The sequence below is a fragment of the uncultured Porphyromonas sp. genome (assembly GCF_947254915.1).
Lineage (GTDB): Bacteria > Bacteroidota > Bacteroidia > Bacteroidales > Porphyromonadaceae > Porphyromonas.
This window is the reverse complement of record NZ_CAMYEZ010000014.1, coordinates 1-23,597: the sequence shown is the minus strand read 5'-3', so window position 1 is coordinate 23,597 and position 23,597 is coordinate 1. Positions and strand designations below refer to the sequence as shown.

Genomic DNA, 23,597 nt, shown 5'->3' with positions numbered 1-23,597 from the left:
GGTCCTCCTGACCGATATGACCAACTACGCCGATGCACTCTCCATCGTCTCGAACCGTATGGACCAAATCCCCTCTAAGGACTCCATGCCAGGCTCACTCTACTCCGACTTGGCTAAGATCTATGAGAAGGCCGTACAGTTCCCCGACGGAGGCTCCATCACGATCATCGCTGTGACGACCCTCTCAGGAGGCGACATCACGCACGCTGTGCCAGATAACACGGGCTACATCACCGAAGGTCAGCTCTACCTGCGTCGTGACTCCTCCATCGGTAAGGTAATCGTAGACCCCTTCCGCTCGCTATCTCGTCTGAAGCAGCTGGTCATCGGTAAGAAGACTCGCGAAGATCACCCGCAGGTGATGAATGCTGGCGTACGTCTCTATGCCGATGCGGCCAATGCTCAGACTAAGCTGGAGAACGGCTTTGACCTGACAGACTACGACCAGCGTACGCTAGACTTCGCTAAGGACTATGCCAACGACCTCCTAGCTATCGACGTCAACCTCAATACGACCGAGATGCTCGATCATGCGTGGAGCCTCTTTGCCAAGTACTTCACCCCCGCCGAGGTAAGCATCCGTCAGAGTCTCGTGGACAAGTATTGGCCTATAGATAGTAAGGTCGACAAAGCTTAGAAAGAGAGATGGCGATCAAGTTTCAGTACAACAAGACCTCGCTACAGCAGCAACAAAAGCAGCTTAAGATGCGAGAGCGCACCCTGCCCACGATCAAGAGCAAGGAGAGTGCCCTCCGTCTAGAGGTCAAGAAGGCTCGCCGTGAGATAGATGCTCTCAATGAGCAGCTAGAGCAGGGCATACAGGGCTACCAGGATATGGTGGCGCTGTGGGACGAGTTTGACCCTACGTTGGTCAGCGTCACCGACGTGCAGCTCTCGACGAAGAAGATAGCTGGTGTCGTCGTCCCTGTGCTAGACAATATCGACTACGAGGTGAAGCCTTTCAGTCTCTTCAGCCGTCCCTCGTGGTTTGCTCAGGGTGTCGAGCTACTCAAGGCGCTAGCCACACTGGGCATCGAGGCAGAGTTTCTCAATCTCAAGCTAGAGTATCTCGAGTATGCTCGTCGTAAGACTACGCAAAAGGTCAACCTCTTTGAGAAGGTTCAGATACCTGGCTACAAAGACGCTATCCTCAAGATCAAGCGTTATCTAGAGGATGAGGAGAGTCTCTCCAAGGCTTCGCAAAAGATCATGCGCACCAATCTAGAGATTCGTGCTGCCAAACAAAAAGAGCGACTAGCACAATGATAGAGAAAATAGATAAGTACCTCTTCCTAGTCTATCACCAAGACTACGACAGCTTCCTCCTCAAGCTACGCGACCTAGGGGTCGTGCATATTAAGGAGAATAAGTCGACCAGTGAGAGCGAACAGATCAAGGAGATCGTTGTGGCGCGCCGTCATCTAGCAGGTCTCATCCGCACCCTCTCTCGCAAGCGCTCCGAGGAGCAACCCGTCGGCACTCCTCGTAAGCCAGCTAGCACCGAGGAGGGCGAAGCTCTGCTACAGCAGATCGAGACGCTCCTAGAGGATCGTCGCCAGATAGCCTCTCAGATCGAGAGCCAGCAGCGGGAAAACGACTACTGGGAGCCGTGGGGCGAGTATGACGTCCAGCAGCTAGAGCAGCTCCAGCAAGCGGGTTACCCAGTCCGCTTCTACATCATTCCTACGGCTCAGTACCAAGAGCACTGGGAGGAGGAGCACAACGCCATCATCATCGACACCCGACGCTCGCATCACTACTTCATCACCGTCGGCGACAAGAGCACTGAGCGCATCGAGGCGGAGCAGATCAAAGCTCCGACCCACACCGCCAGCGAATTGGCCGAGAGGCTCGCCTCTTTCGAGCAGCGTGCCGAGCAGATTGACACCGAGATACAGGAGTTTATCGATCAGCACTTGGAAGACTTGCAGGGCTACGACCTCCTCCTCCAGGACAAGTATCAGATGAGCAACGCCTTCCTACAGGCTACTGGCGAGGCGGATGACAAAGTCATGCTCCTCGAGGGGTGGATACCGAGCAAGATCGTTCCCGAGGTGCGACAAGAGCTAGATCAGCTCCCCTGCTACTATGCTGAGCAGGAGATACTCGATGAGGACAAGATCCCCATCAAGCTCCAGAACAATCGCTTCAGCCGACTCTTCGAGCCGATTACGCAGATGTACTCTCTGCCGAACTACTCGGAGCTCGACTCGACGCCACTCTTCGCACCCTTCTTCATGCTCTTCTTCAGCTTATGCTTTGGAGATGCAGGCTATGGACTCGTCATCTTCCTATTGGCGACGATCTTCAAGCGCAAGGTCAAGGGGCAATCGACGAAAGACATTTGCTCTCTAGCGCAGTGGCTCGGAGGCACCACCGTCGTGGTCGGTTCGCTACTCGGTACCGTCTTCGGTATGGTCATGCCATGGGCAAATGATGGTTCCCTGCTGGGCAGTGTCCGCAATGACTACTTCCTCAATCAGGACAACCTCATGCTCCTCTCGGTCGTGCTAGGTATCATTCAGATCCTCTTTGCGAAGACCGTGGCAGCCGTCAAGATACAGAAGCAGCGAGGCATCAAGTATGCCCTCTCTGCCTATGCGTGGGTCATCGTCATCTTTGCCCTCATCATGGCAGTGGCGCTACCGATGGCTACGACAGCACTCCCCAGCTACGTCACTTACATATTCTATGGACTAGCGATAGCTGCAGGACTTGTTGTGGTCTTCTACAATAGCCCAGGCAAAAACATCTTCCTCAACGTCGGCTCCTCACTTTGGGCAAGCTACAACACCGCCTCGGGACTACTCGGAGACACCCTCTCCTACATTCGTCTCTTCGCTATCGGACTGACGAGTGGCGTGCTGGGTGGCGTCTTCAACAACCTAGCGGTCTCCATGTCTGAGGGTCTACCCGTCGGGGTCAACTGGCTCGTGATGGTCTTCATCCTACTCTTCGGACACGGGCTCAACTTCGGACTAGCTATCATCAGCTCGCTCGTACACCCGCTACGTCTCACCTTTGTGGAGTACTACAAGAACAGCGAGTTCGAGGGTGGCGGTAAACCCTACACCCCCTTTAAGGTCAACTAAACAAGCAATAATCAAATCAAACAACAGATATACATAACATGAACGAACTAATTGCATACGGAGGCGTAGCCCTCATGGTCATCCTCACAGGTATCGGCTCCTCAATCGGTGTCACCATCGCAGGTAATGCGACCATCGGATCTATGAAGAAGAATCCTGACGCCCTCGGTCAGTACATCGGACTCTCCGCTCTACCCTCTTCGCAGGGTCTGTACGGCTTCGTCGGCTTCTTTATGGCCAACGGTCTTATCAAGGATCTCCTCACCGCTGGCGTACTCGGTGCTGGTGCTGCGTGGGCTATCTTCGCTGCTGGACTCAGCCTCGGTCTCGTCGGTCTCTACTCAGCCATCCGTCAGGCACAGGTCTGCGCCAATGGTATCAAGGGTATCGGTGCTGGCAACAACCTCTTTGGTGCGACCATGGTCATGGCCGTCTTCCCTGAGCTGTACGCCATCCTAGCGCTACTTGTATCGATCCTAACCTTCGGTGTCGTCAGAGGTCTATTCCTCGCATAGGCGCACTCCGATAGAGACTTCGCTACGCTAGTAGCAAGCTTTACATACGTGGGCTACTAGCTAGCCCTGACAAACTATAGGACAAGTCCTCGGCAGAGATCACGCTGTCGGGGACTTGTTGTATTTAGACCTGCACGACAAAATAGGGTTCGTCTCCACCTTTCTTTGACTTTTTGAGCAAATTCAGACTTTCTCCTGAGGAAATGTGGATTCTTCACGGAGCAAACGGCAAATTCCTCCAAACTTTCAAATCATTCTTCCAAACTTTCATTTCATTCTTCCGAACTTTTATTTCGACCTTCCGTGAAAAAACTTCGTTTCCTCGGTAGCTATTTGGAAATAGCTCCGTGAAAGTCGGCGTTCATAGGCACACAACAGCATCTTCAGCGACACCCGCTCCACCTGCTCCTATGGGGATTACCAATCATTGACATTGGGAGGTAGTGGTATTTGCGCAAAAACTACTACCTTTGCCACGTAGAAAACGATGAATCAACAAGTTCAAACAAGATACAGATATGAAAAAGGCATTGATCCTCCTATCCTCAGCCCTACTTCTGCTCTCAGTGAGCGCATGTGGGCCTAAGCAAAGTGCTTATCGTCAGGTGTATGAGAAGGCTAAGCAACGTGAAGTTGCCGCACAGCAGAAAGAGCCTGTGATGACTCCTCCTGCAAATGTTGTCGTCGCTCGTGAGCCTGCCGCTGACATCCAGCTACGTCGTGAGCGCCTAGAGGCGGTCAAGGGTGAGGACGCAAACATGCTCAAGACTTACAACGTGGTCGTCGGTTCATTCCAAAACCACACCAACGCTTACTCTCTCAAGGAGCGCCTACAAGCTCAGGGCTACAATCCCGTACTAGGTCAAAACGAGGCTGGTATGCTCCGTGTCATCATCACCAGCTTTGACAACCGCCGTGAGGCTGAGGCTTCTAGAGAGCAGGTCAAGGGACGCTTCGCTCCTGACTTCCAAGATGCTTGGATTCTAGAGAAGATCCGATAGTCGGGTCTCCCTACATAGCCACATACAATAAAATAGGAGTCTTAGAGTTTACATAGATAGACTCTAAGGCTCCTTCTTCGGACACTATAAACTATGGAGATCATACAGCAACAACCGCTTCGGGAGTACCACACATTTGCCACAGAGGCTACCGCCGACTGGTGGATCAACTACAGCAGTGCTGAGGATCTTCAGACACTGGCTCGTGATGAGTACTTTGTCTCGCAGCCCTACCTACCGATAGGCGCTGGGAGCAACTTGCTCTTTACGCACGATAAGTATCGTGGCGTCATCCTCTACTCGCAGATCAACGACCTCCACTACTACGACGAGACCGAGAGTGCGCTGACCCACCCAGGACAGCAACATGTACGGGCGGGTAGTGGCATCGTGTGGGACCACTTTGTGGAGCTAATGCTCAGCCGTGGGCTTTATGGTATAGAAAACCTATCTCTCATCCCAGGTACCGTAGGTGCTGCTGCCATACAGAATATAGGTGCCTACGGGAGCGAGGTCTCTCAGTACATCGTAGCGGTCGATGTAGTTGACCTAGCGACAGGTATGAAGCTCCGCATACCGAGCGCTCTATGTGACTACAGATATAGGTATAGCATCTTCAAAGATCCGCAGTACCACCCCTACATCGTCACACACGTACACTTCATACTAAGTACCGAGCCGACCTGCAATCTGAGTTACGCCTCCTTGGCAAAAGCATTCGAGGGGCGCGACACCATGCCTACGCCCGAAGAGATTCGCCAAGAGGTGATACGCATTCGCCGTGCTAAGCTACCAGACCCTGAGGAGATACCAAATGGCGGGAGCTTCTTCATGAACCCCATCGTGCCACTAGCGCAGTACGAGGAGCTGGCGAAGCAATACGACACGCCCGTGCCTCACTACCCTACTCACCACGAAGGGGAAGTCAAGCTCTCGGCAGCCTGGCTCATAGACCAAACGGGACTCAAAGGCTACCGCACTGGTGCCGTAGGAGTCTACGAGAAGCAACCGCTCGTCCTCGTCAACTACGGTGGAGCGACTGGTCAAGAGGTGGTCGCATTAGCAGAGCACGTACAGCAGGAGGTGAGCCGTAAGTTTGGCATCACATTACATCCCGAGGTACGCTATATAGACTGACTCCTATGCCCTCACGCCACCGTCATCCCTCGCCACAGATCGTCGAGCTACTAGGCTCAGGTACCAGCACTGGCGTACCTGAGGTGGGTTGCTACTGTCGTACTTGTCTAAGCCTAGACCCACGCGACCAGCGCACCCGCACATCGGCTATGATGGTCTCACCTTCGGGTCGGCGAATACTGATCGACTGTAGCGCAGACTTCAGGCAGCAAGCGCTCCTAGCGGGCATTGATCATCTAGATGCGATCATCCTAACGCACCAGCACTACGACCATATCGGAGGACTAGACGACCTGCGCACGATCTCGTGGCGCACGGAGCTACCCATCTACGCAGAGCCTAACGTGCTAGAGTCGATCAAGGCTCGACTACACTACTACTTCGGACCGCATCGCTATCCTGGTACGCCACACTTGACGCTACACCCCATCTCGTCGCTAGAGCCTTTTACACTGTACGACCTGACGATCGAGCCAATACGGGTTATGCACGGCAAGCAGCCGATACTAGGCTATCGCATCGGGAGCTTTGGCTTCCTAACCGACTTGAAGAGTATAGCCCCAGAGGAGATTGAGAAGCTCCGAGGTGTAGAGCTACTCTTTGTCAATGGACTGCGCTACACCAAGCCTCACCCGACACATCAAACGATCGAGGAGGCTCTTGAGTTGACCGCCAAAGTTCAGCCGCAACGGAGCTACATCATTCACCTTTCGCACCATGCGCCACCTACGGCGGAGCTTCAGGAGCGACTGCCCGAGGGTGTGTACGTTGGCTACGACGGGTTAACTCTGCGCTACACCGAGGGGGCGGGTTATACCCCGCAACCCACGCAGGATAAGCTGGTGCGAAGTGGTGCCGAGCCTTTTACCTATCGGGATTGTGGTAGGATCGATTACCGAGAGGCACTGGAGATGCAGCTGCAGCTTTGGCAGGAGCGTATTGATGCCAAGGTAGCGCATCGGACGGTACCAAAGGACGTGCTACTCTTTTGCGAGCATGAGCCCGTGCTGACCATTGGCAAGCATGGCAAGCAGACGAATCTGCTTGTCTCGGAGGCTTTGCTCAACTCTAAAGGCATTCAGCTTGTCCAGATAGAGCGTGGTGGCGACATCACTTACCATGGACCTGGGCAGATCACGGGTTATCCAATATTTGACCTAGAGCATTACGGCATAGGTGTCAAGGAGTACATCCACACGATGGAGCAGTGTATCATTGATCTGCTCTACCTCTACGGCATTCATTCGGAGCGTCTCGAGGGCGCTACGGGCGTATGGATTGATGCACACACCCCGCAAGCTCGTAAGATCTGCGCTATCGGTGTGCACACCTCTCGCTATGTGACGATGCACGGCTTCGCGCTCAATGTCAATACCGACCTAAGCTACTTCCAGCTCATCAACCCGTGTGGTTTTACCGACAAAGGGGTCACCTCGATGGAGCAAGAGATAGGACGAGGGGAGGTTTACTTTCCGCTGGTCAAGCATCAGCTGGAGGGGCTCTTTCGCAAGCACTTCACGCACCTTATGTACCACCTACCTAACGACGACTCCTTATGAAATGGCTTCGCCCCAACGATAGTTCGGCAAACTATCAAGATAGACGCGGACGCATCTCAGGCAGAGGTCTAGCCCTCGGAGGTGGCATCGGCGGTATCGTCATCGTCCTCGCTAGTCTCTTCTTCGGCGTAGACCTCACGGGACTGATGCAGGTGGCAGACAATGTATTGCCTGGCTCACAAACGGAGCAGGTAGACCCCTCACGTGTCAACGAAAACGAAGAGTTCAAAGTCTTCACGCTACGCGTCTTCAACAGTTGCAACGATGTGTGGACAGACCTCTTCAATTCCGAATTACAACGCGCCTATGCAGCACCGACACTGGTGACCTTCACCGATCAGGTGCAGAGCCGTTGCGGAGGAGCCACCAGCGAGGTAGGACCTTTCTACTGTCCAGCCGACCAGACGGTCTACATTGACTTAGACTTCTTCAATCTACTCGCCTCTCGCTTCAAAGCTCCAGGAGACCTAGCCATGGCTTACGTCACCGCTCACGAAGTAGGGCATCACGTGCAGAACCTCCTCGGTATCTCTGACAAGCTACACCAGCAGCAAGGGTGTGTTTCGCAGGAAGCGTACAACCGCGCCAGTGTGCAACTGGAGCTACAAGCCGACTACCTTGCTGGCGTGTGGGCTTACCACGCACAGCGACTCGGCATCATACTCATTGAGCCTGGAGACCTCGAGGATGCGCTCACAGCCGCCAACGCTATCGGCGATGATACCTTGCAAAAAGAAGCCCAGGGCTATGCCGTCCCAGACTCATTCACACACGGTACCTCAGCACAGCGCATGCAAGCCTTTCGCTCTGGCTTTGAGACAGGCAACTTGGATGGCGCAAGCCGTTACCGCTTTTGACAAATAACCAATTCTATAGCACTTTACAGATGAACCAAAAGATAAAAGTACTCGTCGTAGGCTACGGACACGTAGGCAAGCAAGTTGTGACCACCGTACGCACCGCTCCCGACATGGAGCTGGTCGGTGTAGTCCGTCGCTCCAAGAATGATCCTCAAAGCCAAGTATTGACCGCTCATGGCATCTCCGTTTACGGAGAGGATGAAGTCCTGCCCAAGGCAGATGTCGCCATCTTAGCTGTACCGACACGCTCCGTGCCTGACTACGCCAAGCGTTACCTAGCTCAGGGCATTAGCACCGTAGACAGCTTCGACATCCATACCCAGATAGCTACGCTACGCCACGACTTGATGGCGGTAGCTCAGGAGCACCAAGCGGTCTCCATCATCAGCGCTGGATGGGATCCTGGAAGCGACTCAGTCGTTCGTACCTTGATGCAAGCGATGGCTCCCGAGGGAATCACCTACACAGACTTCGGGCCAGGCATGAGTATGGGACACTCAGTAGCGGCACGTGCCATAGCTGGTGTCCGTGATGCGCTCTCTATGACCCTGCCCATAGGCTACGGACAGCACCGCAGACAAGTCTATGTAGAGCTAGAGGCTGGCGCCAACGAAGAGCAAGTACGCCAAGCCATCCTCGCTGATGATTACTTCGCTCATGACGAGACGATCGTCACTTTCGTCCCTTCTGTCGCAGCTCTAGAGGACGTAGGCCATGGCGTGCATATGATGCGCAAAGGGGTCTCGGGCGTAACGCACAACCAGCGTCTCACCTTCGAGATGCAGATCAACAACCCCGCCCTGACCGCCCAAATGATGGTCGCCTCGGCTCGTGCTACGCAACGCCTCACCCCAGGAGCCTACACACTCCCCGAGGTGCCAGTCATAGACCTACTCGCTGGCGACCGCTCCGACTGGATCGCTCATCTAGTCTAATCTCTAACTTCTAAGGTCTAACATCTACTCGCAATGTCCAGCACACTAACCCTACTAGCCATCACGTGGGACGTCAGCCCCGCTATCTTTACCGTCGGCACCTTTGAGTTGCGCTGGTACGCCATACTCTTTGCCGTGGGGCTTTTCGTCTTCGGTCCGTGGATCGTGCATCGCATTTGGCGGCGGGAGGGCTTGCCCGAGCCATGGTTTGACAAGCTCTTTTGGTACGTAGCCATCGGTACGATCGTCGGCGCTCGACTAGGGCACTGTCTCTTTTACGATCCCCTATACTACCTCGCCAATCCCGTTGAGATCCTAAAGACGTGGGAGGGCGGACTAGCGAGCCACGGAGGTGTAATCGGTCTCATCATCGCTATGTGGATCTACGCACGCAAGGTATCGCACAAACCAATCCTCTGGGGTATGGATCGCCTCTGCGTACCCGTTGGTCTCGTGGCAGCCATGATACGTCTCGGCAATCTGATGAATAGCGAGATCTTCGGCTACCCTACCGATGTTGCCTGGGGCTTTCGCTTCGTACGCTCCGCCGAGTGGCAGACCTTAGCTGGTGGGATGCCTTGTCACCCGACAGCCATCTACGAGGCGCTCGCCTACTTGCTCGTCTTCGCCATCTGCATGTGGCTCTACTGGCGTCGCAATGCGGGCTACAAGTATCAGGGGCTCATCGTCGGGACGCTTCTCACGCTCACCTTCGTAGCACGTCTGCTCATCGAGACCGTCAAGTTCGTCCAGGAGCCGTGGGAGCACAAGCTGGTCGAGGCCATCGGGCTCAACCAGGGGCAGCTACTCAGCATCCCCTTCATCATCATCGGTGTCGGTATGATCATCTACGCCCTGCGCCACCCAGTGCCTCAGGCAGAGGTGGAGCGTCTACTCGCAGAGGAAACAAAGCGCAAGGAGCAAGCCGCTCACCAGAACAAGCACTAAATCTATTCACTACTATAAAGCAACCATTCTATTATGGAGTATCGCAATCAAATCACCGATTCAATATACTATATCGGAGTCAATGACCGCACGAAGCAACTCTTTGAGGGCTCCTGGTCACTACCCTATGGCGTCAGCTATAACTCTTATCTGCTCGTAGGTGAGCAGGTTGTACTCATTGACGGTGTGGAGATTGGGACCGCAGAGCATCACTTGGACAAGATCAAGTCCATCATCGGTGATCGTCCCATCGACTACCTCATCGTGGACCATATGGAGCCTGACCACAGTGGCTCTATTGGTCTCCTACGCACCCTCTATCCTGAGATGAAGGTGGTGGGCAATGCCAAAACCTTCGGCATGCTCGACTCTTACTTCGCACCAATCCCTCAGGAGCAGCGCGTAGTCGTTTCGGAGAAAGAGCCCCTAGAGATAGGAGGCTTCACCTTCCACTTCGTCATGGCACCGATGGTACACTGGCCCGAGGTCATGTTTACCTATGAGAGCTCCAACAACGTCCTCTTCACGGCCGATGCCTTCGGCACCTTTGGCACACTCAACGGTGCCTTCATCGACCGAGATATGAACCTCGACCTCTACTATGAAGAGATGTACCGCTACTACGCTTGCATCGTAGGCAAGTTTGGCATGTTTGTCCAGAAAGCTCTGGAGAAGTACAGCTCACTAGGGCTGTCGCCACAGTACATCTGTCCGACCCATGGTCCCGTATGGACGGAGCACGGCTTCCCCCAGGCACTCGCCATCTACGATCAGCTCAGCAAGTACGACACAAGCTGTGGTGCAGTCATCCTCTACGGTAGCATGTATGGACACACCGAGCAGATGGCCGAGGCGGTCGCTCAGGGACTAGCGCAGAGCGGCATCAAGGAGATTGTCGTGCACAACGTCAGCACGGCCGATCCCTCCCATATGCTCCGTGACATCTTTAAGTATCGCGCCCTCATCGTCGGCGCTCCGACCTATTGCAATAGCCTTTTCTCACCTATGCGTGACATCCTCAACAAGGTTGCCCTCCGCGAGGTCAAGCATCGCATCATCGGCTACTTTGGCAGCTGTACTTGGGCTGGGCAGTCTGTCAAGATCATGCCCGAGATCCTGGAGAAGCTAGCCTTTGAGCAGGTGTCCGATCCTGTAGAGATCAAGGGTGCCGCCACCCCAGGGCAGCTCGCTCAGGGACGTGACCTAGGGGCTGCTATTGGCAAGAGGCTACTAGAACTTTACCGTTAATACCTAAATACCAACAACCAACAAATAATCTATGAGACTTGTTATCGAGCAAGATTATGCTGCCATGTCTACATGGGCAGCAGAGCATGTGATCAAACGCATCAATGAGTTTGCACCCACAGCTGATCGCCCCTTTGTGATCGGTCTGCCCACAGGCTCTACCCCTATTGGTATGTATCAAGAGCTGGCCAAAGCCTGTCAGGCTGGTCGTGTCAGCTTCAAGAACGTAATTACAGTCAATATGGACGAGTATGTCGGTCTAGAGCCCTCACATCCCGAGAGCTATCACTACTTCATGAAGAGCAACTTCTTCGACCACATCGACATCGACCCCAAGAATACACACCTCCTCAATGGTTTGGCTGAGGACACCGCTGCTGAGTGCCAAGCTTACGAAGAGATGATTCAGTCACGCGGAGGTATCGACCTCTTCATCGGCGGTATCGGCTCTGATGGCCACATCGCCTTCAACGAGCCAGGCTCCTCGCTAGCCTCTCGCACTCGTGAGGTGCGTCTGATGCCCGAGACCATCCGTGACAATAGCCGTTTCTTTGACAACGACCTCTCAAAGGTTCCTACACGTGCCCTAACCGTAGGTGTCGGCACCGTGACAGATGCTCGTGAGGTGATGATTCTTATCAACGGTTCGAACAAGGCGCGTGCTCTCTGCAAGGCCGTCGAGGGTCATATCACCCAGATGTGTCCTATCTCCGCACTGCAGCTTCACTCCGACAGCATCATCGTCTGCGATGACGACGCTGCCGTAGAGCTACAGGTGAAGACCTTCCGTTTCTACAAGCAGGAGGAGAAGCTAGCCCGTGAGGGTCTAGCCTACTAAGAGGTAGTAGCTCACAAATAGATCGGCGGATGCCCTCGTAGCATACGCCACCATCAGAAAGAAGGTCGAGAAGTATTCGTTACTTCTCGGCCTTCTTTCTTTATCTCCACGACCCAATCAAACTTGGCGTAAAGGTCAAAATGATTGGTGAAGTACCCTTATAGCTCATCTACACCAAGTTTCAAGGGAGGGAGCGTGTAATGGTTATTGGGTGCGGGCGGGAGCGTTTGAGTTATGGACTTTGTATCCTACAGATTTTGATTTTCTTGAAAGATGCTTCTCGTAAGCCTAGCTTTTGGTAGATCTCGGTGTCTTGTTTGGAGGACTTACTACATTGTCGCATTTCGACCTTTTCGCCCAGCGGATTGACGCCTTCGGTGGTGACCAACTTCTGCGTCGACATACGTCGGATGATCTCCCGCCAGTAGCAGTTCTCGCCCTGCGCTTTGAGTCCTCAGCCTATAGTGTTGACAACCCAATTGTTGCTCAAGTTGCTCCTTGATGGCAAAGAGTTGGTCTGTAATCGTGTAGAGCGAGTAACTCGGAGGGGAGACCCTAGAGTTACTCGCTCTTGCTAGTTAGTATTGCTAGTTCCTTACGGAGACGTCGTCACGGAGTGTGATAGACACCCTGTAGGAGTGTAAGCTTCATTTACTTCGCTTTCTTAGCATCGCGGATGATGACCTCGATGTGATTGTCCTGCTTGAGGAGCTCCTGAGCGATCTTCTGTACGTCTGCGGGCGTGATGCCGTTGAGCGTCTTCTCGTAGTCAGTCTGGAAGTCACGACCATCGAAGAAGAAGTCAATCATGTAGTTGAGCCAGTAGCCGTTCTTCTTAAGGTTCTCAGCATAGTCCTTCTTCATGTTGAGGATAGTCTTGTCAAACATCTCCTTCTCGGGACCATTCTTAGCTACCTTCTCGAGCTCTGCGTAGATGATCTTGTTGAGTCTGTCTACCTTCTCAGGATCTGTCTGGTAGAAGATCTGGAAGACAGTCTCGCCCTCAGGATTGTCACTGATAGATCCACCCGAGCTGACACCGTATGTGCCACCCTCGTCCTCACGAACGGTAGCTGTGTAGACCTGATCCATAACTGCTCCTAGTACCTCCATAGCTAGCTCGTTGTGGAGCGTGTAGGGTAGCTTGCCCGTATAAGCAGCTATGACCATAGCCATCGGAGTAGCAAGCTCCTTCTTGAAGTCAATGTGCATAGAACCCTGACGTACTGCGGGTACGAGCTCCTTGAGCATGTTGTGCTTACGACCCTTAGTAGGTACAGAAGCTACATACTTCTCTAGGTAAGGGATCAGCTGCTCGGGAGTTACATTACCGATGAAGTAGAGCTGTAGGTCTCCTAGATCAGCGATGCGCTCTTTCCAGATCTGCATCACGCGATCGTAGTTGACAGCCTCGATCTCAGCAATAGTAGCGCGTCGCATCTGAGGATCGTTGTTGTAGAGCGCATATAAGAGCGAATCCTGGAAGGAAATCATAGGATTGGACTCCATATTCTTGATCTGCTCGATCATGTTGGTGCGCCAGTTGGTAAAGGCATCTGCATCCTGTCTAGGCTGCGTCATGCGGAGGTAGAGAAGCTGGAAGAAAGTCTCCATATCCTCAAGCGTAGACAAACCGCTAAAGAAGGTGCGTGTGCCACGCATAGAGCCAGAAGCAGAGACGCTACGACCTGTCAGTGCCTTAGAGAGGGTAGGATTGTCAAACTTGCCTACACCACCTAGCGAGACGACGCTGCTGAGGTTCTTGATATTGGGCAGGTCCTTAGCGTTCTTGAGGTAAGCGTTGGTGCCACCAGGAGCTACAGCTGTGAGTGAGAGCTGATTCTTCTTGTAGTCGGTCGTCTTGAGATAGACTACCATACCGTTGCTCAGTGTGAGGCGCGTTGTACCAAACTTGAGGTTGTCCTCACGCTTGGTTACTTTGCCAGCCTTGGGAGCCTTATCCAGCAGCTTCATATCAGAGACAGCGTCCTTGATAGGCTCTACGGGGAGCTTGCGGTACTCATTGACCTTAGCAACTAGCTCAGCCTCGGTAGGTAGTACGAGCCCTGCCTTGTCGGGAGCTGTGAGCATAAGCACCATGTTCTTGTCACCGATGATAGACTGTATCATCTGGTTGACGACTTCTAGAGGTATGTTTGCAGCGACCTGTTCCATCATCGCCTTCTCCATCTCGATACCAGGGATGTATCCACCCGTGGTGAAGTAGTCCTTGTACTCGTCAGCATAAGATTTATTCTTGCGAGTCTCACGCTCGTTGTAGCTATTCTCATAGCCCTTGAGGAGATCAGTGCGTGCACGCTCATACTCACCCTTTGTGAAGCCATACTGGCGTATGCGCTCTATCTCAGCCATAAGAGCCTTGAGTGCTACGTCTAGCTCACCCTCACGTGCCGTAACGTTGAAGGTAAGAGCGTCCTTCGTCTGAGCGAGGAAGTAGTTGCTTATATATCCACTAGCGCTAGTGAAAGCGGGGTTGGGCTTGTGCATGAGATCTGTAAAGCGCTCATCGAGGATTCGGTTTGTGATGCCATATAGGTAGGTCTTCATGACACCAGCGATGGTGCGGGTCATCTCGACAGGCATAGCGTCTGTCTTGAACATAACCATCAGGTCAGTGCTGGTAGCCTCCTTGTCCTTTTCGATAGCTACGAGTGGCTCATCATTGTCCTCTACGGGGAAGTAGACACGCTCTGCTGCATTGACTGGTGCAGGTATGTCGGCAAACATCTCCTTGATCTTCTTCTCTACATAGTCTACATCGACATCACCGACCACGATGATAGCCTGTAGGTCGGGACGATACCACTTGTGATAGTAGTCGCGTAGCTCGTTGTACTTAAAGCCGTTGACCACGCTCATCAGACCGATAGGCATGCGTACACCGTAGCGGTTGTTGGGGTAGATCTTGGGGAGTGCCGTATTGAGCATACGCATCTGTGCATTGTCACGCGAGCGCCACTCCTCAGTGATGACGCCACGCTCCTTGTCTATCTCCTCATCGGCTAGTGTGACGAAGCCACTCCAGTCGTGTAGGATGAGCAGACAGCTATCTATGAAGCCCTTACGCTCTGTAGGAGCCTCCATCAGCGTGTAGACCGTCTCATCGATACCCGTATAGGCGTTGAGGTTGTAGCCGAAGCGCATACCGTTTGACTCGAGATAGCTAATGAGTGTCTTGTCGGGGAAGTTCTTCGTGCCGTTGAAGCACATATGCTCTAGAAAGTGAGCTAGACCGCGCTGATTCTCCTCCTCAAGGATAGAGCCGACACGCTGAGCTATGTAAAACTCAGCACGATTCTTCGGCTGCTCGTTGTGACGGATGAAGTAGGTCAGTCCATTGTCGAGTTTGCCCGTACGGACTTGTGGGTCTATAGGCAGTGGTTGACTCATATCCTGAGCAGAGGCTACACGAGGTAGCAACATGGTCAGGAGAACCACAGTCATAGACAGCATTCGCTTTAGATTCATATCCAGTTGTCTAAAAGTTATTGATGTATTACTAGTTGTCTATTCAAAGAGCGTAGGTCATAGTGCCTATTCGGGAGGCACTCTGTATGATGTAGACGAGTGGACTCCTATATATGTTGCAAGAAGTCCTCGGCTAAATCTTGTATATGACCCGGATGCAAAGATACTCACTTTTTAGAAACCGTAGATTGTCTCTGAAATTTGGCTGATTAGCAAGTTGTGTAGTCAGATGAGATGGCTAGTCCGCTGTGGGGATGTGTGATTACGATCTAGCGGGGGCATCTATAGTCACCAACTTCTTGACATCCTAGCTTGAGACTGTTGCAAAAGTCTACAGTCTCGGTTTGAGTAGAGATATTCTCTACGGAGGAAATCCGAAACTCTTCGGTGGGGATTTTTCATTCTCCACGGAGACGGCCAATAAAACTTCGGAAGAATGAAATGAAACTTCGGAAGAGTGAAATCAAAGTTCCGAAGAAACTTCTCGTTCCTCGGTGGAGGATTCGGATTTCCTCCACAGATAATTCCAATTTGCCAGGGAGGGCGCTCAACAGGAGCGCTTTTAAAGAAAAAAGGGGAGGACACCGTCGCTTGGTATCCTCCCCATAGAAATAGGATGACGTATGCGTGCTTAGAAGCGGTAGCCCACGGAGATAGCTGGGTGGACGTAGACATCGTCATAGCCTTTGCTCCTGACGAAATTGCGTCCCACACGTAGACTGATCTCGCCACTCCAGTTGCTCCGAGAGACAAACTTCCAGCCGCCACCGAGACCGATACCCCAAGAGGTGCCTTGTAGAGTTTCGCTTGTTGTTTGGTCGTTCGTGGGGTTGTAGTGTCTTATGGTATAGCGATTGTAGTTGATCGCCGTGTTTGCCTCGATAAAGAAGCCTGAGTTAAGCCTTGTCATCGAGAGCTTCTTGCCACCGAAGTACCAACGCGCATAGGGCATCACACCAAAGGCGGGAAAGAGCGAGGCCTCATAGTCTTCCCCTTGGGCAAAGCTGGCGCTGATGGTAGCTCCGAAGCCTAGGTCTTTTACCCTGATCGTGGAGCGCTCGTACTCGAGTGAGATAGCCTTGAAGGCTACGGGTGCTAGAAGGTTGAGGCGCACCTCGTTGAGCGTCTGTGGCAGTGGAGCCTCGGGCTCGCCCTGCACCACAACCACTTGTGCAGACAGACAGTATCCCGTAGCGAGGACGAGGGCGCAGAGTGCGAAGGCTTTTCTGAGTAAGTTGTTCATAAGGGTACTTATATTTGATAGGTTATAGATGCTTGTGAAGCCAAAGGTAGCAAATAGTTTTCAAATCGTTGTAGATTCGTCTGGCTACGTAGATCTCGCAATTGAGGCGGGGTACACGACTTGCAGGATCTGTTTTTTTTAGTAAGTTTGTAGCGACAAGGAAACAATCTTAGTATGATACAGGACGTGACTTCGGAAGATTGCCGAGGAGTAAGAGAGTATACACTAGAGGTGTGCACAGCAAGCATACGGAGCGTGCAGGCAGCTGTGGCGGGAGGAGCTAAGCGTATAGAGCTATGCTCAGCACTGTCTGTGGGTGGGCTGACGCCTTCCCTAGGACTGCTGAGAGAGGTGCGCACCCTCTATCCCGAGCTCCGCATCCACGTCTTGATCCGCCCGAGAGAGGGAGACTTCGTCTACTCCGAGGAGGAGCTTCGTGTTATGGAGCGAGACATAGAGGCGGTGCTACCCTACGCTGATTCTATCGTGAGTGGAGCTATGACCTCTGCTGGCGATGTGGATGAGGTCGCCACGAGAAGGCTCTTGGAGCGATCTCAAGGAGTCGCCTTTACGTTTCATCGGGCGTTTGACCAGTCGCAGAGTCCGCTAGAGGCTTTGGAGACGATACGGGCATTGGGCTGCACACGTATCCTTACCTCTGGGACTAAGGATACTGCGGAGGCGGGGATACCGATCATACGTCAACTCGTTGAGCATGCTACGGGTGCAATTAAGATACTCCCTGGGGGCGGTGTGACGGCGAGCAATATCAAACGAATACTCACCGAGACGGGTGCTCGAGAGGTGCATGGCTCGGCATCTCTACGTCTACCAGACGGTAGGCTGGAGACCTCGGCAGATATTGTGCGAAGATTCCTAAAGGCTATGCCGTGATTCCTAAAAGCTTACCTTTGCAAAGCGAATAGATACGCTATCTAGATCTTATGACACGAAGACTCTCTCTATACCTCATCACAGTGCTACTACTAAGCGGATCGCTGGCTCTAGCGCAAACGAAGCCAACCGCTACCTTAGTCAAGCAGTATCTAGACTTCCTCTATCAGTACCTACCCTTGCCAGACCGGTGTGACTATAGCAGAGCCTTTTACGAGCACAATGTGCAACTCTCGCTACAGACTCGCCAAGAGATGCCTTGGGGCAAGCGGATACCCGAGCGGGAGTTCAGACACTTCGTCCTACCGATTAGGGTGAATAACGAGAACCTGGACAATAGTCGAGAGGTTTTCTACAAGGAACTGAAAGATCGTGTCATCGGTATGTCTATGTATGACGCTATACTGGAGGTTAATCACTGGTGCCACGAGAAGGTTACCTATCGTCCTACTGATGCCCGTACCAGTAGTCCGCTAGCGACTGTGCGTACAGCCTACGGTCGGTGTGGCGAAGAGAGCACGCTCCTCGTGGCTGCGCTCCGCTCTGTGGGTATCCCCGCTAGGCAGGTCTACACGCCCCGCTGGGCTCATACAGACGACAATCATGCGTGGGTCGAAGCGTGGGCCGATGGGGTGTGGTACTTCTTGGGGGCGTGCGAGCCTGAGCCAGTACTCAACTTAGGGTGGTTCAACGAGAGCGCTTCGCGTGGTATGCTTATGCACACCAAAGTGTTTGGAGCGTACGACGGTCCCGAAGAGGTGATCCAGCGGACGCCATTCTTTACTGAGATCAATGTGATCGACCACTATGCTCCTAGCGCTGAAGTAACCATTGAGGTGAAGACGCTCGCTGGAGAGCCGGTAGCCAATGCCCGCGTAGACTTCAAGCTGTACAACTATGCAGATTACTTCACTGTAGCCTCTAAGTTTACCGATGCCTTGGGAAGAGCTAAGCTCACGGCGGGACGTGGGGATATGATGGTTTGGGTCGAAAAGGATGGTGCCATAGCCCTAACAAAGGTCACCTTCGGTGCCAAGCCAGTGGTGACCGTGACCCTATCGCCCGAGAGCCTGCCGAAAGTTTTGGACGAAACGATTACACCGCCTAGCATATCGGGCTCCTTGCCTCAAGTATCCGAAGAGATGCGACGCATCAACAACGAGCGCCTAGCTTACGAAGATAGTCTCCGTCAAGCCTACGAGGCGACTATGGTCGATGAGTCACGAGGCAATTATGCGACCATTCAGCAGTTTATCAAGCAAGCTAACAACAAAGAGATGGCTCAGAAGCTTCTCTCCGTCCTAACGAAGAAGGATCTGCGAGACATATCCCTCGAAGTCTTACAAGACAGTGAGACAGCCGAGACCAATCAGTCAGAGCTCTACTGCAAGTACGTCCTCAATCCCCGCGTAGAGCTAGAGTGGCTCACTCCGTACAAGCACTTCCTCCGTGAGCAGCTGGCAGACCTCCGCTCACCACGAGAGCTGATCGTCTGGACGCTCGACAACATTAAGCTAGTAACGGATCAGAACCCGCAAGGTCTGAGAATGCAGCCTATGAGCGTCTACCGCGAGCGACAGGCCGATGAGCTAGGCAGAGACATCTTCTTCGTAGCAGCAGCCCGTAGTCTCGGATGGCCTGCACGTATTAACGAGATCAACCGCAAGCCACAGTATTACGCAGAGAATCAGTGGATCGACGTCCTGTGGCACGACCATACTAGTCCCACAGCCAGCCCTCAAGGCACACTTCAGTTACGCTATACCCCCTCAAAGTATATCAGCGATCCTAAGTACTATACGCACTTTACCATCAGTCGCATCGTCGCTGGTCAGACCTCACTGCTGACCTTTGACGAGGAGGCTACTTGGAGTCGCGACTTTGCCAAGGGCATCACCCTAGACGAGGGCAGGTATCTACTGACCACTGGTACACGTATGGCCAGCGGTGCCGTGCTCACGCATAGCGAGGTCTTTGAGATCAAGCGTGGGGAGACCACTACCGTACAGCTCACTATGCGAGAGAGCAATGAGGGAGTACAGGTCATCGGAAGCTTTAATGCGGAGAACCTCTACTACGACCTCGCCACACAGACCACCAAGAGCCTCATCTCAACAACTGGACGTGGCTACTACATCTTAGGCTTGATCGCTCCAAATCACGAGCCGAGCAATCATACGCTACGAGACATCGCCATCTATAAGTCCGCTCTCGAGGAGTGGGGCAAGTCTGTCGTACTACTCTTTGAGAGCCAAGATGCTGCCACACGATTTGTCGATGAGGGCTTTGACCTGCCCGCTCAAGTGGTCTGGGGCATAGACTCAGAGGGCGCTATACTCAAAGAGATCTGCGAGGAGATGAAGCTCACATCCAGTTCGCTCCCTATCTTCCTCATCTGCGACACATTCAATAGAGTCGTCTACATTCAACAAGGCTACACCATCAATATCGGAGAGCATCTCGTGAAGGTGCTCAAGCAACTATAGTAGCACACGCCCCCTCACACGAGGCTTCAGATGTGCTACTTGGGCTAAGAGCAATGTCATGCCATGCTTAGAAAAAACTAGTTTGCGCAGGGCTGACTCATTATAATCTACGTCTCTGAGACAGAAATCAAGAGGTGGAGGGAATCGGGAAATTCATCCGTAGATATTCTGGATTATCCAGCGAGGAAACGAAAAATTCTTTGGAACTTTCATTTCATTCTTCCGAACTTTTATTTCATTCTTCCGAAGTTTTATTTCGGCGCTCCGTGGGGAATATTCGTTTCCTCGGGAGATATTGGAAAAACTCCTCGGGAGATATCGGACTTAGCGAAGATGTATGAGTATTGATAGCGCTATGAAGACAGGCTCAAGCCACATATCCTAGAGTTTTTGTCAAGCTTAGTTCGTGGAGTACCACGATATAATGCGTCAGCCCTGACAGGTTGCGTTGTATGTAGGCTTCTTTCGTTATCCTGTTGTATCTTTGTGGTGTAATAACTATAAGTCTACCTGTATTATGAAACAAGACGCTACTGCTGCAAAGCAAAACTCGACGAAGAGCTACTCTTGGCTCATCTATCTAGTCGCATGGCTCGTTATCATACTGATTCAGTCCATCTTAGTTGGTCAGAGCAGTACGATGGCTGAGTCTTTATTTCAGGCACCATCACACTATCTCTCTACGTGGCTACTGGATATCTTTCTGATTGCAATCTTCTACCTCAACTACTACTATGTAGCTGGGCACATGATGCGCCGTCGTCACTTCGGGGGCTACATCGCTTTTGTGGTGGTCGTGGCGGTGGTCGCGCTCTTTATGCCAATCCTCTGCAAGGCGCTCTTCGGATGGCGTACGCCTACGCAGGATCTGCCCTTTGTCACGGTCTCTTGGTCGGGCGCTATCGGGGCGATCACGGTCATCACGATCGGACTGGCGGTGCGTGCGCTCCTAGAGTGGCTCAAGCTCAACAAGCTCACGGCTGAGCAACGTGAAGAGCTTATCAAGCTACGCAATGAAGTGACCTCGCATAAGATGCAAGCGAAGAGCGACACAGTCAAGCCCACCACGGAGATAATGCCTACAACGGCTGAACTGCCCTCTCAAGAGGCAAAGCCTATCGCTCCCGCTCAGCCTGACTAGGCGGACAGAATGCGAATGATCGTGAGCCCATCACGAAGTGGGAGGAGGAGCTGCTCCACGCCACTGTCTTGAGCTACCAGTTCATTGAAGTGCTGGATCCCTTCCAGCTGAAGGTCGTGATGGGTCGTTGGGGCGGCTACTTTACCGTCCCAAAGGGTATTGTCGGCCAAGATGATAGTCCCTGGTCGTAAGTGTTTGCGCAGTAACTGGTAGTAGTCGGGATACTGACGCTTGTTGGCGTCAATGTAGACGAGATCATAGTCCTGTTGCGCTAGTAGTACTGGCATCAGCTCTAGAGCCTGACCGTGGTGTATGTGAATGCGCTCAGCACACCCGCTACGTGCTACAAAAGGAGAGAGGAAGTGAATCATCTCTGCATCGCACTCGATGGAGTCGATCTCGCCAGCGATTGGTTCGAGCGCCATCGCCATGGCTATCGTTGAGTAACCACTATAAGCGCCCAGCTCTAGGACACGCTTGGCACCACTGAGCTTGATGAGCATCGAAAGTAGCCCCGCCTGCGTAGCTCCACAGACCATCCTCGGCTGAAGGAGGCGCACATAGGCAGTGCGGAGCAATTCGTCTAGTAGAGGATCTCCGAAGGAACTGTGCTGCTGGGCATAAAGCTCTAGCTCTGCGTCCATAGTCTATATAATATAAGGTGTCAACGGCTCAGCTGAAGGGCTGCTCGTAAGGCTAAGTCGTAGCTGGCCACGCCAAAGCCAGCTATGCTACCACGGCAATAGGGCGCTATGAGTGAAGTGTGGCGGTAAGTCTCACGAGCTAGTGGCTGGGAGATGTGCACCTCGATGACTGGTAAAGAGATAGCACGTATCGTGTCTGCGATAGCTACGGAGGTATGCGTGTAGCCCCCCGCATTGAGTATGACCGCTTGGTAGCCTAGCTCCTGAGCCATGTAGAGGTACTCGATGAGTGCGCCCTCGTAGTGCGAGTAGCGTATGGCAATGGTCGCCTCTGTGGTGGCATTTGCTAGCTGCTCCAAGTAGGGGACTAGAGGCGTTGATCCGTAGATCTCGGCTTCGCGCTGACCCACCTGGACTAGGTTAGGACCATTGAGGATGAGTATGGCTGGCTTGCCCGTGGTCGGGGTCGCAAGGGGTTCGATCAAACTATTTGTAGGCATAGTGAACTTGTCGGTTTAGATGCAAATGGCTAACTTCGTAGCGCAAAGATAGTAAGAAACTCCCTTGCAATGAGTCTAGAACCAAGACAGCAACTGATACAGCGCTACAAAACTTATCTGAGGCTGGAGCAACACCTCTCGGACAATAGTATCGACTCCTACCTCTACGATGTGGACAAGCTCTACACCTACATAGGAGACATAGGGTTGAGTCTGCGGGAAGTGAAGTTGCAACATCTCAATAACTTTGCCGCACATATGCTGGACTTAGGTATCTCGATGCGTTCGCTGGCTCGTGTGCTGAGCGGGGTCAAGAGTTTCTTTCGCTTTCTATCGCTAGAGGAGGAGATAGAGCGTGACCCGACGGATATATTGCAGACGCCACCGATACCTAAGAAGCTCCCCGAGGTGCTCACGCTGGCAGAGATAGACAGCCTCCTCGGAGCTATCGACGAGGAGCGTCCCGAAGCCTCACGAGACACGGCGATCATAGAGGTGCTCTACAGTTGCGGACTACGTGTGTCGGAGCTTTGCGGGCTGACCTACTCCGATGTCTTCCTCGACGAAGGTTATCTGCACGTCTGGGGCAAGGGGCGCAAAGAGCGTCTGGTGCCGATGAGTCCCAAGGCGGTCGCTGATGTGCAGTGCTATCTCAACGATCCTTGTCGCTATAATGCGAAGCCTGAGTATGATCAGTATATCTTCATCTCACGTCGTGGTCAACCGATCTCTCGCATCACGGTCTTCTGTCTGATCCGCACGCTTGCTGAGCTGGCGGGCATACATAAGGAGATCAGTCCGCACACGTTGCGACACAGCTTTGCTACGCACCTGCTTGAGGGAGGTGCCGACCTGCACGCTATCCAGCTGATGATGGGGCACGAAAGCATCGCAACGACGGAGATCTACACCCACGTGGACCGCACCGCACTCCGTGCCGACATCCTGCGCTACCATCCTCGCAATCAGCAGCACCCTGCGTATCACGATGCCGAGTGACCCAACCAAGCTCCAAAATCGAGTAGGTCAGGAAACGAAAGTTTTCTGACCTACTTTCGTTTCCTTCC

At 52.9% G+C, this 23,597-nt stretch carries 19 protein-coding genes and 1 pseudogene; 16 read left to right on the top strand and 4 right to left on the bottom strand.

Annotated elements, in window-relative coordinates; all coding sequences use genetic code 11:
• From Q0X57_RS02010 to nagB, 12 genes and pseudogenes are all read left to right on the top strand, one after another.
• Positions 1 to 637: pseudogene (locus Q0X57_RS02010) on the top strand (V-type ATP synthase subunit B); the annotation flags it as partial.
• 8 nt (positions 638 to 645) lie between these two features.
• Positions 646 to 1,266: a V-type ATP synthase subunit D gene (locus Q0X57_RS02005; RefSeq protein WP_007365953.1), complete on the top strand. Its 621-nt coding sequence runs from the start codon at positions 646 to 648 to the stop codon at positions 1,264 to 1,266.
• Entirely contained in the window at positions 1,263 to 3,092 is a 1,830-nt protein-coding gene (locus Q0X57_RS02000; protein WP_297726882.1) for a V-type ATPase 116kDa subunit family protein, read from the top strand. The genes Q0X57_RS02005 and Q0X57_RS02000 overlap by 4 nt, the downstream gene beginning before the upstream one ends.
• Before the next feature lie 38 nt (positions 3,093 to 3,130).
• A complete protein-coding gene (locus Q0X57_RS01995) occupies positions 3,131 to 3,607 on the top strand; it encodes an ATPase (protein WP_297726879.1) in 477 nt (158 codons plus the stop codon).
• 518 nt (positions 3,608 to 4,125) lie between these two features.
• Positions 4,126 to 4,608 (top strand): SPOR domain-containing protein, encoded by a 483-nt coding sequence (locus Q0X57_RS01990; RefSeq protein WP_297726876.1) that lies wholly within the window; start codon positions 4,126 to 4,128, stop codon positions 4,606 to 4,608.
• Positions 4,609 to 4,701: 93 nt separating this feature from the next.
• Positions 4,702 to 5,745: a UDP-N-acetylmuramate dehydrogenase gene (gene murB / locus Q0X57_RS01985; RefSeq protein ID WP_297726873.1), complete on the top strand. Its 1,044-nt coding sequence runs from the start codon at positions 4,702 to 4,704 to the stop codon at positions 5,743 to 5,745.
• Between the two features lie 5 nt (positions 5,746 to 5,750).
• Entirely contained in the window at positions 5,751 to 7,304 is a 1,554-nt protein-coding gene (gene lipB / locus Q0X57_RS08175) for a lipoyl(octanoyl) transferase LipB (RefSeq protein ID WP_366775003.1), read from the top strand.
• On the top strand, positions 7,301 to 8,161 hold the full coding sequence (locus tag Q0X57_RS01970) for a neutral zinc metallopeptidase (RefSeq protein WP_297726871.1): 861 nt from the start codon (positions 7,301 to 7,303) through the stop codon (positions 8,159 to 8,161). Before lipB ends, Q0X57_RS01970 begins: the two co-directional genes overlap by 4 nt.
• Positions 8,162 to 8,190: 29 nt before the next feature.
• Positions 8,191 to 9,099 carry a diaminopimelate dehydrogenase gene (locus Q0X57_RS01965; protein ID WP_297726868.1) on the top strand — a complete coding sequence of 303 codons (909 nt, stop codon included), beginning with the start codon at positions 8,191 to 8,193 and terminating at the stop codon, positions 9,097 to 9,099.
• 33 nt (positions 9,100 to 9,132) lie between these two features.
• The gene (gene lgt / locus Q0X57_RS01960) at positions 9,133 to 10,047 is read left to right on the top strand and encodes a prolipoprotein diacylglyceryl transferase (RefSeq protein ID WP_297726865.1); all 915 of its coding nucleotides are present in this window, start codon (positions 9,133 to 9,135) and stop codon (positions 10,045 to 10,047) included.
• A gap of 33 nt (positions 10,048 to 10,080) precedes the next feature.
• Positions 10,081 to 11,295 (top strand): FprA family A-type flavoprotein, encoded by a 1,215-nt coding sequence (locus tag Q0X57_RS01955; RefSeq protein WP_297726862.1) that lies wholly within the window; start codon positions 10,081 to 10,083, stop codon positions 11,293 to 11,295.
• Positions 11,296 to 11,326: 31 nt separating this feature from the next.
• On the top strand, positions 11,327 to 12,133 hold the full coding sequence (gene nagB / locus Q0X57_RS01950) for a glucosamine-6-phosphate deaminase (protein ID WP_297726859.1): 807 nt from the start codon (positions 11,327 to 11,329) through the stop codon (positions 12,131 to 12,133).
• Positions 12,134 to 12,784: 651 nt separating this feature from the next.
• On the opposite strand, the gene Q0X57_RS01945 is transcribed toward nagB, so the two are convergent.
• Together Q0X57_RS01945 and Q0X57_RS01940 are read right to left on the bottom strand one after the other, a co-directional pair.
• Positions 12,785 to 15,622, bottom strand: coding sequence for a M16 family metallopeptidase (locus tag Q0X57_RS01945; protein WP_297726856.1), 2,838 nt, complete (start codon positions 15,620 to 15,622; stop codon positions 12,785 to 12,787).
• A 631-nt stretch (positions 15,623 to 16,253) separates the two neighbouring features.
• Entirely contained in the window at positions 16,254 to 16,865 is a 612-nt protein-coding gene (locus tag Q0X57_RS01940; RefSeq protein ID WP_297726853.1) for a DUF3575 domain-containing protein, read from the bottom strand.
• A gap of 174 nt (positions 16,866 to 17,039) precedes the next feature.
• On the opposite strand from Q0X57_RS01940, the gene Q0X57_RS01935 reads away from it, so the two are divergent.
• The 3 genes from Q0X57_RS01935 (at position 17,040) to Q0X57_RS01925 (ending at position 21,386) form a co-directional block, all read left to right on the top strand.
• Complete coding sequence (locus Q0X57_RS01935; RefSeq protein WP_297726850.1) at positions 17,040 to 17,759, top strand: copper homeostasis protein CutC; 720 nt, start codon at positions 17,040 to 17,042, stop codon at positions 17,757 to 17,759.
• Positions 17,760 to 17,809: 50 nt separating this feature from the next.
• Positions 17,810 to 20,245, top strand: coding sequence for a transglutaminase domain-containing protein (locus tag Q0X57_RS01930; protein ID WP_297726847.1), 2,436 nt, complete (start codon positions 17,810 to 17,812; stop codon positions 20,243 to 20,245).
• A 517-nt stretch (positions 20,246 to 20,762) separates the two neighbouring features.
• Positions 20,763 to 21,386: a hypothetical protein gene (locus Q0X57_RS01925; protein WP_297726844.1), complete on the top strand. Its 624-nt coding sequence runs from the start codon at positions 20,763 to 20,765 to the stop codon at positions 21,384 to 21,386.
• On the opposite strand, the gene Q0X57_RS01920 is transcribed toward Q0X57_RS01925, so the two are convergent.
• Both Q0X57_RS01920 and Q0X57_RS01915 read right to left on the bottom strand, forming a co-directional pair.
• On the bottom strand, positions 21,383 to 22,030 hold the full coding sequence (locus Q0X57_RS01920) for an O-methyltransferase (protein WP_297726841.1): 648 nt from the start codon (positions 22,028 to 22,030) through the stop codon (positions 21,383 to 21,385). The genes Q0X57_RS01925 and Q0X57_RS01920 overlap by 4 nt on opposite strands.
• 20 nt (positions 22,031 to 22,050) lie before the next feature.
• A complete protein-coding gene (locus tag Q0X57_RS01915) occupies positions 22,051 to 22,530 on the bottom strand; it encodes a type II 3-dehydroquinate dehydratase (RefSeq protein WP_297726840.1) in 480 nt (159 codons plus the stop codon).
• A 69-nt stretch (positions 22,531 to 22,599) separates the two neighbouring features.
• Between Q0X57_RS01915 and Q0X57_RS01910 the strand changes: the two genes are divergently transcribed.
• Complete coding sequence (locus Q0X57_RS01910) at positions 22,600 to 23,529, top strand: site-specific tyrosine recombinase (protein ID WP_297726838.1); 930 nt, start codon at positions 22,600 to 22,602, stop codon at positions 23,527 to 23,529.
• Positions 23,530 to 23,597: the final 68 nt, after the last annotated feature.

Excerpts from the sequence above, each read along its gene's own strand:
- Q0X57_RS02005 (WP_007365953.1), top strand. The coding sequence starts at position 646 with ATGGCGATCAAGTTTCAGTACAACAAGACCTCGCTACAGCAGCAACAA.
- Q0X57_RS02000 (WP_297726882.1), top strand. The coding sequence starts at position 1,263 with ATGATAGAGAAAATAGATAAGTACCTCTTCCTAGTCTATCACCAAGAC.
- Q0X57_RS01995 (WP_297726879.1), top strand. The coding sequence starts at position 3,131 with ATGAACGAACTAATTGCATACGGAGGCGTAGCCCTCATGGTCATCCTC.
- Q0X57_RS01990 (WP_297726876.1), top strand. The coding sequence starts at position 4,126 with ATGAAAAAGGCATTGATCCTCCTATCCTCAGCCCTACTTCTGCTCTCA.
- murB (WP_297726873.1), top strand. The coding sequence starts at position 4,702 with ATGGAGATCATACAGCAACAACCGCTTCGGGAGTACCACACATTTGCC.
- lipB (WP_366775003.1), top strand. The coding sequence starts at position 5,751 with ATGCCCTCACGCCACCGTCATCCCTCGCCACAGATCGTCGAGCTACTA.
- Q0X57_RS01970 (WP_297726871.1), top strand. The coding sequence starts at position 7,301 with ATGAAATGGCTTCGCCCCAACGATAGTTCGGCAAACTATCAAGATAGA.
- Q0X57_RS01965 (WP_297726868.1), top strand. The coding sequence starts at position 8,191 with ATGAACCAAAAGATAAAAGTACTCGTCGTAGGCTACGGACACGTAGGC.
- lgt (WP_297726865.1), top strand. The coding sequence starts at position 9,133 with ATGTCCAGCACACTAACCCTACTAGCCATCACGTGGGACGTCAGCCCC.
- Q0X57_RS01955 (WP_297726862.1), top strand. The coding sequence starts at position 10,081 with ATGGAGTATCGCAATCAAATCACCGATTCAATATACTATATCGGAGTC.
- nagB (WP_297726859.1), top strand. The coding sequence starts at position 11,327 with ATGAGACTTGTTATCGAGCAAGATTATGCTGCCATGTCTACATGGGCA.
- Q0X57_RS01945 (WP_297726856.1), bottom strand. The coding sequence starts at position 15,622 with ATGAATCTAAAGCGAATGCTGTCTATGACTGTGGTTCTCCTGACCATG.
- Q0X57_RS01940 (WP_297726853.1), bottom strand. The coding sequence starts at position 16,865 with ATGAACAACTTACTCAGAAAAGCCTTCGCACTCTGCGCCCTCGTCCTC.
- Q0X57_RS01935 (WP_297726850.1), top strand. The coding sequence starts at position 17,040 with ATGATACAGGACGTGACTTCGGAAGATTGCCGAGGAGTAAGAGAGTAT.
- Q0X57_RS01930 (WP_297726847.1), top strand. The coding sequence starts at position 17,810 with ATGACACGAAGACTCTCTCTATACCTCATCACAGTGCTACTACTAAGC.
- Q0X57_RS01925 (WP_297726844.1), top strand. The coding sequence starts at position 20,763 with ATGAAACAAGACGCTACTGCTGCAAAGCAAAACTCGACGAAGAGCTAC.
- Q0X57_RS01920 (WP_297726841.1), bottom strand. The coding sequence starts at position 22,030 with ATGGACGCAGAGCTAGAGCTTTATGCCCAGCAGCACAGTTCCTTCGGA.
- Q0X57_RS01915 (WP_297726840.1), bottom strand. The coding sequence starts at position 22,530 with ATGCCTACAAATAGTTTGATCGAACCCCTTGCGACCCCGACCACGGGC.
- Q0X57_RS01910 (WP_297726838.1), top strand. The coding sequence starts at position 22,600 with ATGAGTCTAGAACCAAGACAGCAACTGATACAGCGCTACAAAACTTAT.